This is a genomic window from Pseudaquabacterium rugosum, from assembly GCF_038066575.1.
In the GTDB taxonomy this organism is placed as follows: domain Bacteria; phylum Pseudomonadota; class Gammaproteobacteria; order Burkholderiales; family Burkholderiaceae_C; genus Pseudaquabacterium; species Pseudaquabacterium rugosum.
Genome location: NZ_JBBUTF010000025.1, coordinates 40,640 through 55,227, shown reverse-complemented (window position 1 = coordinate 55,227; position 14,588 = coordinate 40,640). Strand labels below are relative to the sequence as shown.

At 72.3% G+C, this 14,588-nt stretch carries 13 protein-coding genes and 1 pseudogene; 7 read left to right on the top strand and 7 right to left on the bottom strand.

Going from position 1 to position 14,588, the window contains the following annotated elements; translation table 11 throughout:
- Positions 1-63: 63 nt before the first annotated feature.
- The 7 genes from AACH11_RS21435 to cobA form a co-directional block, all read right to left on the bottom strand.
- Positions 64-780 (bottom strand): Crp/Fnr family transcriptional regulator, encoded by a 717-nt coding sequence (locus AACH11_RS21435; protein ID WP_341376312.1) that lies wholly within the window; start codon positions 778-780, stop codon positions 64-66.
- 120 nt (positions 781-900) lie between these two features.
- Positions 901-2,925, bottom strand: a complete 2,025-nt coding sequence (locus AACH11_RS21430; protein WP_341376311.1) for a nitric oxide reductase activation protein NorD — start codon at positions 2,923-2,925, stop codon at positions 901-903.
- A complete protein-coding gene (locus tag AACH11_RS21425; RefSeq protein WP_341376310.1) occupies positions 2,925-3,980 on the bottom strand; it encodes a 4Fe-4S binding protein in 1,056 nt (351 codons plus the stop codon). Before AACH11_RS21425 ends, AACH11_RS21430 begins: the two co-directional genes overlap by 1 nt.
- A gap of 19 nt (positions 3,981-3,999) precedes the next feature.
- On the bottom strand, positions 4,000-4,848 hold the full coding sequence (locus AACH11_RS21420; protein ID WP_341376309.1) for a CbbQ/NirQ/NorQ/GpvN family protein: 849 nt from the start codon (positions 4,846-4,848) through the stop codon (positions 4,000-4,002).
- A 51-nt stretch (positions 4,849-4,899) separates the two neighbouring features.
- Entirely contained in the window at positions 4,900-6,345 is a 1,446-nt protein-coding gene (locus AACH11_RS21415; protein ID WP_341376308.1) for a cbb3-type cytochrome c oxidase subunit I, read from the bottom strand.
- Positions 6,346-6,748: 403 nt separating this feature from the next.
- A complete protein-coding gene (locus tag AACH11_RS21410) occupies positions 6,749-7,186 on the bottom strand; it encodes a c-type cytochrome (RefSeq protein WP_341376307.1) in 438 nt (145 codons plus the stop codon).
- Positions 7,187-7,268: 82 nt separating this feature from the next.
- Positions 7,269-8,183, bottom strand: a complete 915-nt coding sequence (gene cobA, locus AACH11_RS21405; RefSeq protein WP_341376306.1) for a uroporphyrinogen-III C-methyltransferase — start codon at positions 8,181-8,183, stop codon at positions 7,269-7,271.
- A 204-nt stretch (positions 8,184-8,387) separates the two neighbouring features.
- Between cobA and AACH11_RS21400 the strand changes: the two genes are divergently transcribed.
- The 7 genes and pseudogenes from AACH11_RS21400 (at position 8,388) to ahbB (AACH11_RS21370) (ending at position 14,544) form a co-directional block, all read left to right on the top strand.
- A complete protein-coding gene (locus AACH11_RS21400) occupies positions 8,388-10,157 on the top strand; it encodes a cytochrome D1 domain-containing protein (RefSeq protein WP_423228794.1) in 1,770 nt (589 codons plus the stop codon).
- Between the two features lie 85 nt (positions 10,158-10,242).
- Entirely contained in the window at positions 10,243-10,548 is a 306-nt protein-coding gene (locus AACH11_RS21395) for a c-type cytochrome (RefSeq protein WP_341376305.1), read from the top strand.
- Between the two features lie 79 nt (positions 10,549-10,627).
- A complete protein-coding gene (locus AACH11_RS21390) occupies positions 10,628-10,948 on the top strand; it encodes a c-type cytochrome (protein ID WP_423228795.1) in 321 nt (106 codons plus the stop codon).
- On the top strand, positions 10,948-12,252 hold the full coding sequence (locus tag AACH11_RS21385) for a cytochrome D1 domain-containing protein (protein ID WP_341376303.1): 1,305 nt from the start codon (positions 10,948-10,950) through the stop codon (positions 12,250-12,252). The genes AACH11_RS21390 and AACH11_RS21385 overlap by 1 nt, the downstream gene beginning before the upstream one ends.
- A gap of 50 nt (positions 12,253-12,302) precedes the next feature.
- Positions 12,303-13,397, top strand: a complete 1,095-nt coding sequence (gene ahbB / locus AACH11_RS21380) for a siroheme decarboxylase subunit beta (protein ID WP_341376302.1) — start codon at positions 12,303-12,305, stop codon at positions 13,395-13,397.
- Positions 13,384-13,803 (top strand): annotated as a pseudogene (locus tag AACH11_RS21375) (AsnC family transcriptional regulator); the annotation flags it as partial. The gene ahbB (AACH11_RS21380) and the pseudogene AACH11_RS21375, both read left to right, overlap by 14 nt.
- A gap of 261 nt (positions 13,804-14,064) precedes the next feature.
- Complete coding sequence (gene ahbB, locus AACH11_RS21370; protein ID WP_341376328.1) at positions 14,065-14,544, top strand: siroheme decarboxylase subunit beta; 480 nt, start codon at positions 14,065-14,067, stop codon at positions 14,542-14,544.
- Positions 14,545-14,588: the final 44 nt, after the last annotated feature.

Sequence of the window (14,588 nt, the reverse complement as noted above, 5' to 3'; positions counted from 1 at the left end):
TCGGCCACGGCCGGCCGGCCGCGGTCCCGCCGAAGCCCCGCCGAAGCCCCGCTGAAGTCCCGCTCAGGCCCCCTGGGCCTGCCAGGCCGCCAGCGCGCTGACGTCCGGAATGCGGATGTCGCGCTTGTCGACGGCGATCAGGCCCTGCTCCTCCAGCTCGCGCAGCACGCGTGACAGGTACTCGGGCGTCAGGCTCAGCCGCGAGGCGATGGTGGCCTTGCTGACCGGCAGCTGCACCACCACCTCGCCCGTGCTGGGCTCCCCCTCGCCATCGGCATCGATGTGGTCGCGCAGCAGGTAGCCGATCACCCGCTGCAGGCCGCTGTGCAGCGCATAGGCCTGCACGTCGTTGACCAGGCCGTGCAGGCGGCGCGACATGCCGGCCAGCATGCGCAGGGCGAAGTGCGGATCGCGGTCGATCTCGCCGACCACGGCCGCCTTGCCCACGCTCAGCACCAGCGAATCGGTCAGCGCCTGCGCGTTGATGATGTAGGGCCGGTCGCCGAACATCAGCGCCTCGGCGAAGCTCTGGCCGGGGCCGACCAGCTCGATGACCTTTTCCTGGCCGGCTGGTGACAGGCCATAGAGCTTGACCTGGCCCAGCACGGTGACGTGGAAGGCCTCGCAGGGCTCGCCGACGCGGAAGACCATGTCACCGCGGGCCATGCGCCGCAGCTGGCAGCCCTCGGCCACCCGCTGCAGCGCAACGGGGCCGATGTCGGTGAACAGGGGCAGCACCGACAGGTAGCGCGGCACGTCGAACGGGCGGGGATCGGCCATGGGACAGCTCGGCAAAGGGTGGCAACGGGCGCGCATTCTGGCCGCGGGCCGGCCTTCATGGTTTTGATCGCCGTCAAGCGCGCACCGTCACCCTGCCGTCACCGTGCGGACACCCCGTCCTCACCGCACCAGCTGCGCCTGCAGCTGGGCCAGCCGGCCGACCAGCTCGGCCGGCCGCAGCACCCGGGCATGGCCGTGTTGGCCGAACAGGTGGGGCAGGTAGTCGGCCGCCTGCGGGTCGATGGTGACGGCGAACGGGGTCAACCCGGCGGCGCGGGCCTCGCGCACGGCCTCGCGGGTGTCCTCCAGACCGTAACGGCCTTCATAGACGTCCAGGTCATTGGGCTTGCCGTCGGTCAGCAGCAGCAGCAGGCGCTGGCGCTCGGGCCGCTGCTGCAGGCGGCGCGTGGCATGGCGGATGGCCGCGCCCATCCGGGTGTAGTAGCCCGGACGGATCGCGCCCACACGGGCGCAGGGCAAGGCGCCCCAGCGCTCGTCGAAGCCCTTGAGCCGGTGCAGGCGCACCTGCTGCCGGCGCACCGACGAGAAGCCGGTCATCTCGAAGGCGTCGCCGCGGGCGGACAGGGCCTCGCCGAAGACGTAGAGCGCGTCGCGCACGATGTCGATCACGCGCTGGTCGGGCCGGCCGGTGGCCGCATCGCCCTTGACCCAGGCATCGGTGGACAGCGAGAGATCGGCCAGCAGCAGCGTGGCCAGATCCGGTCCGCTGCGCACCTGGCGGGCATAGACGGCCGGCTCGCCGCGGGACGGCACCGCCGCGCGGGCGCCCTCACCCGCCTGGTGGCGCACCCAGGCGTCGAGGTCGATGCGCTCGCCCTGGGTGCAGGCGCGCTGCCAGTGCGGCGCGGCGCGCAGGGCCTCCAGCTGGCGGCGCAACCGGCGGGCGGTGGCCTGCAGCGCCGGCGGGGCTTGCCAGGCCTGCGCCTGCGGCGGGGCGACGAAGGTCTGGGCGCGGCAATGGTCGGGCTGCAGCCGGCCGCGGCGCCAGTCCCACTCGGGCAGCGGCTCGCCGGGGCCGATGGGCAGATCGTCGGCCGCCGCGCTCGGCAGGTCGAGGTCGAAGCGCACGCGCGAGGCGCAGGCCCGGCCGTCGGGCGCCAGGCTCAGGTGGTCGAGATCGGCGGCCGCGGTGCGGGCGCTGTCGTCGGGCGTGTCGTCATCGGCGCGGTCGATGCGCATCGGGTCACCGAAGGTCAGCAGCGATTCGGCGCGGAAGGGCAGGATCAGCGGCGCCCGGCCACGCTCGTCGGCGATGCGGCGCGCGGCATGGCGGCGGGCATCGGGCGCGTCGGCGGCCGATGGCGGGCGGTCGGCATCGGCAGCGGGCGCGGTGGCCGCGGCCGGAGCGTCGGCGACCAGGGGCGCGACGGCCAGCCAGCACCAGACCGGCGCGACATCGGCCGGGTCCACGCGCGGCACCTCCACAGCCCGCGCGAGGAAGGCGGCGGTGTCGGCCGGCTCCAGACCCGCACGCAGCGCGGCCTGCACCGCCTGTTCGGCCGGGTCGTCGCCTGCCGGCGGGCGGCGGTCCAGCTCGGCCTGCAGCAGCGCGCGGTGGCTGTCGGCCAGGCCCGGCAGCGTGCGGCGGACCTGCAGGCCAGCCGCGAGGTTGAGGGCCAGCCAGCCGGGCGAGCCGGCGCGGCCATGGGGGCGATCGGGGTCATCGTCCGCCTGCTGTGCCCGCTCCGCCAGCAGCGCGCCCGCCTGCGGCCAGGCGGCCGCCACGGCAGCCAGCCACACGTAGAGCTGGCGGTTGAGCGTGCGTTCCGGATGGACGTCGAGGTCGGGCGGCAGGCACAGCACCGGGCCGGCGGCGGCCGCAGCGCCCGCCGCGGCGCGGTCCGCAGCGGACGAGCCCTGCCAGGCGACCAGCGAGGCCAGCGAGGCCCGCGTGCCGCTGCCGGCCACGCGCTGCAGCCAGCCGCGGGCGACGCGGCCCTGGCCGACCGGCTGCGCGCTGGCTTCGGCCAGGCGCGCGGCCGGATCCCCGCCGAAGGCACGGAACATCAGGCCGAGCTGCGGCCGCATCTCGGCCAGCGTGACGGCCGCCTGCGGATGCCGGCGCCCCCGCTCGGCACCGGCCGTCACCAGACGGTGCCACCAATGACCGATCCACTCTTCCATCACGACTCCTCGGTTTTCGGGTCAGGCGGCGGCAGGTCGCGCGCCGGCATCGGGGCGGGGGCGGCGGCAGGAGGCGCCGCCACGGCGGCCACCGGACGGCGCTGGCGCAGGCTCTCGCGCAGCGCGTCGCTGCCGACCGTCCACTGCAGCAGCGGCGCCACACCCACGCCGCCCTCGAGCGCGGCGCGCGTGTGCTGGGCCCGGTCGCAGGCCGTCAGGCAACGGCCGCACTGCACGCAGGCGAACATCCAGCGCTTGGTCTGGCGCGGCGTCAACCGCATCGGGCAGGCCTGCTCGCAGGCGCTGGCGTGCACGGTCGGGCGGGTGGCGTCGGGCACGCAGCCCCGGCAGTGCGCGGCCCGCTCGCGGGCGAAGCCCACCACCCGCGCACGCGGGTTGGCCATCCAGACCAGGCTCTGGAACAGGCCCACCGCACAGCCATAACGGCAGAACAGATGGCGCGCCAAAGCGAACTCCAGCGCGAACACGCCGGAGGCGATGACGATGAAGCGCAGTTGCCCGGGCGTGGAGCTGCCGTGCAGCAGGCCGCCCCAGACCTCGGCCGGCGGCAGCAGATAGCACAGCAGCGTGATGCCCCAGGCCGTGCCGGCCAGCACGCAGGCCAGGCCGTAGACCACCCACCAGCGGCGCTGCGGATGGCGGCCACCGGCCAGCGGCACCGGCGTGCGGTCCCACAGGCTGAGCCGGCCACAGGCCCGCTGCAGCACCGCATTGATGGCCTCGACCAGACTGAAGTGCGGACACAGCCAGCCGCAGTACAGCCGCCCCTGGCGCCAGGCGACGGCCAGAAAGCCGCCCACCAGCAGCAGCAGGGGCAGCAGGCCGTGGGTCAGCAGAGTCAGCACCGTGTGGCCGACGCTGACGCGGCCGGCCTGGAGGTCGCTCAAGCCCAGGGACCAGGGCTGGCCGAACAGCCACAACTGACGCTCGTGCAGATCGAAGCGCAGCAGATCGACCGCCGGGGCGATCAGGAACAGCAGCATGAAGCCCGCCTGGCTCAGGCGCCGCCACTGCTGCAGCCGGTCGGCGGCCACCGCTGCGCCCCGGTGCGGCTCAGGCCGTGCCGAGCACCGCGGCGGCCACCTGCTCCAGCGCGGCCACCGTCTGTGCGTCGTCGCTGAGCGCCTGCAGCACGGCCGCCCGGCAGGCCCGCGGCAGCGGCAGGCCGGCGGCATGCAGCCGCGCGGCCATCACCAGCAGGCGGGTGCTGGCCACCTCCTCCAGATCCTGGCCGCCGAGGCGGCGCAGGGCCTGGGCCAGCTGCACCAGACGGGCGGCGGCCTCGGGACCGACACCGCCCTCGGCGGCGACGATGCGGGCCTCGACCTCGGGCTGCGGCCAGTCCAGCGTCAGCGCGACGAAGCGCTGGCGGGTGCTGGGCTTCAGGCTCTTGAGCAGGTTCTGATAACCCGGGTTGTAGGAGACCACCAGCATGAAGCCGGGTGCGGCCGGGATCAGCTCGCCGGTGCGCTCGACCGGCAGCACGCGTCGGTCATCGGCCAGCGGATGCAGCACCACGGTGGTGTCCTTGCGCGCCTCCACCACCTCGTCGAGGTAGAGGATGGCGCCCTCGCGCACCGCCCGCGTCATCGGTCCGTCGCACCAGACCGTGCTGCCGCCGACGATCAGGTGCCGGCCGACCAGATCGGCCGCGCCCAGATCGTCATGGCAGCTGACGGTGACCAGCGGCCGGCCCAGCCGGTGAGCCATGTGCTCGACCAGCCGGGTCTTGCCGCAGCCGGTCGGGCCCTTGATCAGCAGCGGCAGGCGCTGCGCGGCGGCATGGGCGAACAGCGCGCACTCGTCGCCCTGTTCGGCATACCAGGGGGCATCGGCCGGGCCGGCCTGCGCTGCGCCGGCAGGTGCGGTGCGCAGCGGGGGCGGAATGTCCAGCGGCTTCATCAGGGGCTCCTCAGGCTTGCATCCAGGTTCTCAAGGCCGTGCGGACAGGGCTCAGGCCTGACGGGCCGGCTGGCCGCGCAGGCTGCCCGCGCCACCGCCCACCGCCGCCCGCTCGTCGGCGCCCGCACCGACGAAGAAGCTGGCCAGATAGGCGACCAGGCCGATCAGGAAGATCACGCCACCGGCCAGACGGGTCCAGTAGAAGAAGGCCAGCTGGTCCTGGGTGGCCATGAAGCTCAGGGCACCTTCGGTCGGCAGGCGCTGCAGCCAGACCTGCAGGATGCCGGCGCCGGTCAGGGCCAGCACCATGACGGCCATGCCGATGGTCATGATCCAGAAGCTCCACATCTCCACGCGCTGGGCCCGCATCGGGGCGGCCTCGCGGCCGCGCAGGATCGGCATCGAGTAGCTGATCATCGTGATCACCACCAGCACATAGGCGCCGTAGAAGGCCAGGTGGCCGTGGGCCGCGGTGATCTGGGTGCCGTGGGTGTAGTAGTTGACGGGGCTGAGGGTGTGGATGAAGCCCCACAGGCCGGCGCCCAGGAAGCCCAGCACCGAGGTGCCCACGGCCCACAGCACGGCGGCCTGGTTCGGGTGCTCACGGCGGCGGCGCTGCACCATGTTGAAGGCGAACACCGTCATCGCGAAGAAGGGGATGGGCTCCAGTGCCGAGAACACGCTGCCGATCCACTTCCAGTAGCCGGGCAGGCCGATGAAGTAGTAGTGGTGGCCGGTGCCGAGGATGCCGGTGACCAGCGCGAGGGCGATGATCGAGTACATCCACTTGTCGATCACCTCACGGTCGACGCCGGTGGTCTTGACCAGCACGAAGGCGAGCAGCGAGGCGAGGATCAGCTCCCACACGCCTTCGACCCACAGGTGCACCACCCACCACCAGGCCATCTTGTCCTTGACGAGGTTGCTGGGGTTGTAGAAGCTGAAGAGGAACAGCAGGGCCAGTCCGGTCAGACCCATCAGCAGCACCAGCGTGATGCTGGTCTTGCGGCCCTTGAGCACCGTCATGACGATGTTGAGCAGGAAGCCGAGGGCGACGACGACGATGCCCACCTTGGTCGGCAGGGGCTGCTCCAGGAACTCGCGGCCCATGGTCTGCAGCAGCTCGTTGCCGGTGAGCTCGGCCAGCTTGGCATAGGGCACGACGAGGTAGCCGACGATGGTCAGCGCGCCGGCGACCAGGAAGATCCAGAACAGGGCGAGCGCGAGCTTGGGGCTCCACAGCTCGGTCTCGGATTCTTCGGGCACCAGGTAGTAGGCGCTGCCCATGAAGCCGAACAGCAGCCAGACGATGAGCAGGTTGGTGTGGACCATCCGCGCCTGGTTGAACGGGATGTAGGGGAACAGGAAGTCGCCCACGACGTACTGCAGCCCCAGGCCGAGACCGAAGACGATCTGGCCGGTGAACAGCGCGAGTGCGGCGACGAAGTAGTACATCGCCACCTTCTGCGATGCGTATCTGACGTTAGCGGGTTGCATGCTCGCTACTCCTCTTGAAACTTGACATCGTGGTTCGCTCGATGGGGTGTGGTTCGGTGCTGTTCGTGTGAGGGGCGGTCGGGGCCTGGGGCGGTCCTTCGCGTTGGACCGAGGCCGCGGGGCACCCGGATTCCTTCATGTCCCCCGGGCGGCGCTTCGCACCGCCCTCCTCCTTTACTTACGGAATCCGGGTACCCCACGACCTCGGCCCGGCACGATGACCGCATGCGACGACAGGACCGTGGCATGCGGCGATGGGCACCGAGCGCCGGGGCGGGGGAAGCGATTCACGCAGGTCAAGGAGGAGGGCCGCAGGCCCGGGGGACACGGAGTGAATCGCTTCCCCCGTCCCGGCGCGATCGCTCAAACCGCTGCAAGCACGGCCAGCCCCCAACCGCACACCTCAGCCCTCGATGTTCGGCGGCCACTTCTCCGTGTTGATCTGGCCGGTCCACTTCAGGAACTCGACCATGTCGTTCAACTGTTCCTCGGTGAAGTTGAACTGCGGCATCTGCCGGCGGCCCGGCGCATGGGTGGGCTGGGCCTTGATCCAGGCCTTGATGAACTCACCCCCGCGGCGCTGGTAGACGTTGCCCAGCTCGGGCGCGAAGTACGCGCCCTCGCCCAGCAGCGTGTGACAGCCGATGCAGTTGCGGGTCTCCCACAGCGTCTTGCCACGCTCGACGGCCGGCGTCAGCGCCGGCTGGTTCGAGCGCTGCGGGATCTCGCGCCAGCTGTGGGTCACCAGCCCGATGAACAGCAGCACGAAGAACACCGTGCCGCCATAGAACATGTTGCGGGCGGCCTGCTTGGTGTAGCCGCCGGTCGATCCGGTTGTCATGCCGGGCCTCCTCGGTTGGAACGGGATGGAAGGGGTCGGAACCTGGGCTCGCCGGCGCGGACAGGGCGACGACGATCAGGCCTCAGCTTAGGCAGTGCGCCGGCCCGCGTCCTTGAACCGCTTCAAGAACGCGGACGATGGGCGGCTCCGGCCGCTCCGCACGCACCGGGCCGCCCCGCAGGGCGCCGACGGCCTCGGCCGCGGCCGTCCACGGCACCAGCGCACCCAAGGCCGGATCGGCCAGCGCCACCACCTCGCCGATCACGATCAGCGCTGGCGCACGCACGCCGCACTCCCGTGCACGCTGCGGCAGATCGGCCAGCGTGGCCCGCACCAGGCGCTGCCCCGGCCGCGTCGCCTGCTCGATGGTGGCCGCGGGCGTGGCCGATGGCAGGCCGTGGCGCTGCAGCGCCGCGCAGATCGTGGGCAAGGCGCCCAGGCCCATGTAGAAGACCAGCGTGCGGCCCGGCCGGGCCAGTGCCGCCCAGTCCAGCGGCGGCGCATCGGCCGGCATGTCGTCGAGCCCGGCATGCCCGGTGGCCAGCACCAGCGAGGGCGCCAGGCCGCGCTGCGTGAGCGGCAGGCCGAAGGCGGCCGCCGCCCCCTGGGCCGCGCTGATGCCCGGCACCACCTGCACCGCGATGCCGGCCGCACGCAGCGCCTGCAGCTCCTCGCCCCCGCGGCCGAAGATGAAGGGGTCACCGCCCTTGAGCCGGATCAGCTCGTGGCCCTCGCGCGCCAGCCGCACCATCAGCGCGCAGATCTCGCCCTGGCGCATCGCATGGCGGCCACAGCGCTTGCCGACGTCGATGCGCACGCAGTCGCTCGGCAGCAGGTCCATCACGCCGGAGCCGATGAGCTGGTCATGCAGCACCAGCGTGGCCTCGCTCAGCAGGGCGTGGGCGCGCCAGGTCAGCAGGCCGGGGTCGCCCGGACCGGCGCCCACCAGCCAGACACGCGGCCGCTCGCCTGAGCGGTCATGGTCGAGAACGTTCATCGCCTGATCCCTGCGGGTACGGCCCGCCTGCCGCCGGAGATGAGCGGATGCATCGTCCGGATGACGCTGCGCATGGTCGGCGTGGGGTGGCGGTCGCGTCCTTGAACCAGTTCAAGGACGTCCCGCGACGGCGGCAGGAGCATGCGCCCCGTACCGCGAAGAAGCCCGTACCCGACCGCATCACCCACCCGAAGGAGAGGACGCATGCGCCCGCAACCCACCCCATCCGCAACCCCTGCCCGTGCCTGGCTGAACCCCTTGAACCTGAGCCTGGCCCTGGCCGGCGCCGTGGCCGCACTGGCCCCGGTGGCCAGCCATGCCACCGATCCCAAGGCCACCAGTGCCGCCGAGGTCGCCTACCAGGCCGGCACCTCACCGCTGGCGTCAGAGCCGATGTACCAGGCGACCAATCCCAAGGCGCCGCCGATGACGCAGGCCGAGTTCGACCGCGCCCGCCAGATCTACTTCGAGCGCTGTGCCGGCTGCCACGGCGTGCTGCGCAAGGGCGCCACCGGCAAGCCGCTGACGCCCGACATCACCCAGTCCAAGGGCACCGACTACCTGAAGGTCTTCATCGCCTACGGCTCCCCGGCCGGCATGCCCAACTGGCAGACCAGCGGTGACTTCGACGAGAAGACCGTCGATCTGATGGCCCGCTACATCCAGCACGACGCGCCGACGCCGCCGGAGTTCGGACTGGCGCAGATGAAGCAGTCGTGGAAGGTCCTCATTCCGCCCGAGAAGCGCCCGACGCGGAAGATGAACGGCTACAACATCGCCAACATCTTCAGCACCACGCTGCGCGACACCGGCGAGGTGGCGCTGATCGACGGCGACACCAAGCAGGTCATCAACATCGTCAAGACCGGCTATGCGGTGCACATCAGCCGGCTGTCGGCCTCGGGCCGCTACCTGTTCGTGATCGGGCGCGACGCCAAGATCAACATGATCGACCTGTGGATGGCGCAGCCCGACAACGTGGCCGAGATCCGCGTCGGTCTGGAGGCCCGCTCGGTCGACACCAGCAAGTACAAGGGCTTCGAAGACAAGTACGCGATCGCCGGCAGCTACTGGCCGCCGCAGTACACGATCATGAACGGCGACACGCTGGAGCCGCTGAAGATCGTCTCGACCCGCGGCAACACCGTCGACACCCAGGACTACCACCCCGAGCCCCGCGTGGCCTCGATCGTGGCCAGCCACTTCAAGCCCGAGTTCGTCGTCAACGTCAAGGAGACGGGCAAGACGCTGCTGGTCGACTACTCGAACATCGACGCGCTGAAGGTCACCGAGATCGGCACCGCGCGCTTCCTGCACGACGGTGGCCTGGACGCCAGCAAGCGCTACTTCATGGTGGCGGCCAACCAGAGCAACAAGATCGCCGCCGTCGATCTGAAGGAAGGCAAGCTGACGAAGCTGATCGACGTCGGCAAGATCCCTCACCCGGGCCGCGGCGCCAACTTCACCCACCCGCAGTACGGCCCGGTGTGGGCCACCGGCCACCTGGGTGACGAGACCATCTCGCTGATCGGCACCGATCCGGTCAAGCACGCGAAGTACGCGTTCAGGCAGGTCGCCCAGATCAAGGGTCAGGGGGGCGGCAACCTCTTCATCAAGAGCCACCCGAAGAGCAGCCACCTGTACGTCGACACCACGCTGAACCCGGATCCGAAGCTGTCGCAGTCGGTGGCCGTGTTCGACACCCGGGCGCTCGACAAGGGCTACCAGGTGCTGCCGATCGCCCAGTGGGCCGGCCTGCCGGACGACGGCGGTGCCAAGCGCGTGGTGCAGCCCGAGTTCAACCGCGCCGGCGACGAGGTGTGGTTCAGCGTCTGGAGCGCCAAGGACAAGGCCAGCGCGCTGGTGGTCGTCGATGACAAGACCCTCAAGTTGAAGGCCGTGATCAAGGACCCGCGCCTGATCACCCCGACCGGCCACTTCAACGTGCACAACACCCAGCACGACGTGTACTGACCCACCCCGGCCCGGACGGCCGCAGGCCCTGCGGCAGCGACCGCAGACCCGCCGGCCGACCGGGTCCCCATCGGAGGACACCCTCATGAAGATCCTGCTCATCGCCGCCGCGCTCGCGCTCGGCAGTGGCGGCGCCATCGCCGGCCCGGACGAGGCCATGAACAAGGCCGGCTGCATGGCCTGCCATGCCAAGGACAGGAAGCTGGTCGGCCCGGCCTTCAAGGAGATCGCCGCCAGGCACAAGGGCCAGGACGTGGTGGCCCGCCTGGTCGACAAGGTCCGCAAGGGCGGCGCCGGCGTCTACGGACCGATCCCGATGCCGGCCCACGGTGCGGACAAGATCTCCGACGCCGACCTGAAGGCGGCCGTCGAGTCCATCCTCAAGAGCTGAGGCCACGGAGATGCACGGGCCCGCGACGGCGCCAGCGCAGGGGCGGCACGCCGTCCGCCTGACCGGCGTTCTGCACGGCATCCTGGCGACGCTCCTGCTGGCGGTCGGCGGGCCCGCCGATGCCGCCGCCCCGGTGCCTGCCGACGATCGCCGGCAGGCGCTGGTGCGGATGGTGCGGCAGGACTGCGGCTCCTGCCACGGCATGCGTCTGACCGGCGGGCTGGGCCCGCCACTGACCCCCGCCGCCCTGGCGGGCAAGCCGCTGTCGTCGATGGCGGCCACCATCCATGCGGGCCGGCCCGGCACCCCGATGCCGGGCTGGCGCGCGATGCTCAGCGCGGACGAGGCGGCCTGGATCGCCGAACGTCTGGCTGACGGTTTTCCTGAGGAGTTGCGGTGATGGATCGACGCGACTGGATGCGCGCACTCGGTGGCCTCGGCGCGCTGGCCTCGACGGCCCTGCCGGCCATCGCCCTGCCGACGGACCCGTTGAGCACGGCAGACCCGGCACGGATCGCCGCGTCTGCCGGTGAGGCCCCGTCCCTGCGCGGCACCGGCGACCTGGCCGTCATCGTGCTGCGCGCCAGCGGTGCGCTGGCCATCGTCGAGACCACCGGCGGCCGCCTGCTGGGCCGCGTCGACGGCCTGGGCGATCTGTCGCACGCCTCGGTCGTGTTCTCCCGCGATGCGCTGCGGGCCTATGTCTTCGGCCGCGATGGCGGGCTCAGCGTCGTCAACCTGCTGAGCCGGCGCATCGAACAGCGCCTGATGCAGGCCGGCAACGCGATCGGCGGCGCCATCAGCGCCGATGGCCGCCGCGTGGCGGCGCAGAACTACAGCCCCGGCGGTGTGCGCGTGTTCGATGCCACCAGCCTGGCCCCGCTGGCCGACATCCCGGCCTGGCGCCAGCCCGGCGCCATCGGCCCGCAGCCCCCCGGCGGCCTGCCGGCGGACGACCCGGCCGCACAGCGCTCACGCGTGGTCGGCCTGGCCGACGTGGCCGGCGACCGCATGGCCTGGAGCCTGTTCGATGCCGACGCGATCCTGCTGGCCGACTTCAGCGCCGATCCGGCCGAGCCGCGCCTGCTGCGCCTGGACGGCATCGGCCGCCAGCCCTATGACGCGCTGGTCACGCCGGATGGCCGCCACTACATCGCCGGCCTGTTCGGCGAGGACGGCCTGGCCCTCGTCGACCTGTGGGACGAGCGGCCGAAGGTGCGCCGCATCCTCGACGGCTACGGCCGCGGCAGCCAGCCGCTGCCGGTCTACAAGATGCCCCACCTGAGGGGCTGGGCGGTGGCCGGCCGCCACGCCTTCCTGCCCGCCATCGGCCGACATGAGGTGCTGGTGGTCGACACCACCACCTGGTGCGAGGTCGACCGCATCCCGGTCGCCGGCCAGCCGGTGTTCGTGATGGCGCGGCCGGATGGCCGCCAGATCTGGGTCAACTTCGCCGTGCCCGACTACCACCGGGTGCAGGTCATCGATGCGCCCACCCGCCGCGTGCTGCGCACGCTGGAGCCCGGCCGCGCCGTGCTGCACCTGGAGTTCAGCCCACGCGGCGAGCAGGTGTGGATCAGCTGCCGTGACGACGACCGCGTGCTCGTCTACGACACGCGCACCCTGGCCGAATGCGGGCGGCTGGACCTGCCCGCCCCCTCGGGCATCTTCATGAGCGCCCGCGCGCACCGCATCGGCCTGTGAGCCTGGCCGCGCGCGCCCGGCACCTGCCCGCAATGTCCGGAATCCACGCCATGAACGGCTTCATCGACACGCCGCCGCCCGATCCCGCCGACCTGGGCGGCCTGACCGATCTGCTCAACCCCTGGCAGCGGCGCTTCCCGCTGGTGGCCGATCCCTTCCGGCTGATCGCCGGACGCACGGCCCGCACCGAGGCCGCGGTGATCGATGCCTTTGCCCAGGCCCGCGACAGCGGCCTGCTGAGCCGCCTGGGCGGGGTGTTCGACCCCCGTGCCGGCGGTGACTCGCTGCTGTGCGCGATCGCCGTGCCACCCGGGCGGCTGGACGCGGTGGCCGCCATCGTCTCCGAGCGGCCCGGCGTCAACCACAACTATGCGCGCGAGGACGTGCTGAACCTGTGGTTCGTGCTCACCAGCGCCGACCGGCAGGACACGGCCCGCACGCTGTGGCAGCTGCAGCAGCGGATCGGCCTGCCCATCGTGCAGCTGCGCATGCTGCGTGCCTACCGCATCGACCTGGGCTTTGATCTGAGGGGCGTGCCGGACAGCGCCGGCGCGCCGGGCCGCACGCTGCCGCAGCCCGACGAGGGCCTGCGCGCGCTGCCCGCCTCGGTCATCCCCCTGCGGCCCGAGGACCAGGCGCTGGCCGCGCTCGTCGAGCAGGGTCTGCCGCTGGAGCCCCGGCCCTATCGGGCCTGGGCCCGGCAGCTGGGGCAGGACGACTGCCGGCCGCTGCGCAGCCGCCTGGCCGCCTGGTTGGCCGATGGCCGCCTGCGGCGCTTCGGCGCCGTGCTGCGCCACCACGAGGCCGGCATCGCCAGCAACGCGATGACGGTGTTCGACGTGCCCGACGCCCTGCGCGATGCGGCCGGTGCCCGCCTGGCCAGCCAGCCCGGCATCACGCTGGCCTATGCCCGCGAACGAGCGCCGGGCTGGCCTTTCAACCTGTACTGCATGGTGCACGGACGCGACCGCGCGGCCGTGTGTGCCCGCATCGACGCGGCCACCGCGGCGGCCGGCCTCGCACCCTGGCCACGGCGGATGCTGTTCTCCAGCCGGCGCTACAAGCAGACCGGCGCCCGCCGCTTCACCGCGCCCCGCCCTCTTCCTGACCGCCATCCCGAGGTGTTCTGCCATGACCCTTGCTGAGCCCCACGCCGGCCTGCCGCAGGCCGCGCTGCCCCACGATCCGGTCCTGCTGGACACGACCGATGCGCGCCTGATCGACCACCTGCACGGCGGCTTCCCGCTGACGGACCGGCCCTTCGCCGAGGTCGGCCGGGCGCTGGGCCTGAACGAGGTGACGGTGATCGCCCGGCTGCGCCGTCTGCTGGGCCAGGGTGTGCTGACGCGCTTCGGCCCGCTGTTCCAGATCGAGCGGGCGGGCGGCCGCTTCGTGCTGTGCGCGATGGCCGTGCCCGAGGAGCGCTTCGACGCCGTGGCCGCCGAGGTGAACGCCCAGGCCGCCGTCGCCCACAACTACCGCCGCGACCACCGCCTGAACCTGTGGTTCGTCATCGGCACCGAGACCGAGGACGAGCAGCCCGCCGTGCGCACCGCCATCGAGTCGGCCACCGGCCTGCCGGTCCACGCCTTCCCCAAACTGCGCGAATACCGGGTCGAGCTGCGGCTGCCGGCCACCGGGCCCCTCACGTCGGCCGGCCGGCCGCAGCCGGCAGCCGCGGCCCTGGGCTGCCAGGCCTGTGATCCGCAGACCGGCCTGCAGGCGGCGATGCCCGAGCCGCGCCCGGCCGTCGCGCTGTCCGACACCGGCGCCATCACCCGCACCGCCGCCCCCCGCGCCACGGGCGCGCCGCTGAGCCCCTTCGAGCGCGCGCTCGTCACCGCCACCCAGGCCGGCCTGCCGCTGGTCGAGCGGCCCTATGAAGCGGTGGGCGCGATGCTGGGCGTGGACGGCGGCAGCGTGCGCGAGGCGCTGGCCGCGATGCTGGAGGCCGGTCTGGTGCGCCGCATCGGCGCCGTGCCCAACCACTGGCGCCTGGGCTGGACGGCCAACGGCATGAGCGTCTGGGATGTCGACGACGCCCACATCGATGCCCTCGGCGCGCAGCTGGCCACGCTGCCCGGCGTCAGCCACTGCTACCGCCGCCCGCGCCATGGCGCCCAGTGGCCGTACAACCTGTTCGTCATGCTGCACGGCCGCCAGCGCGCCGAGGTCGAGGCACAGGCCCGCCAGGTGGCGGCCCTGCTGGCCCCGCACTGCCGCGGCCACGAGATCCTGTATTCGACCGCCATCCTGAAGAAGACCGGCCTGCGGCTGGCCGGCGCCGCCTGATCCCGGCCGCACGACACCCTCCCCCCGTCCGCTCCGGAGCGTCC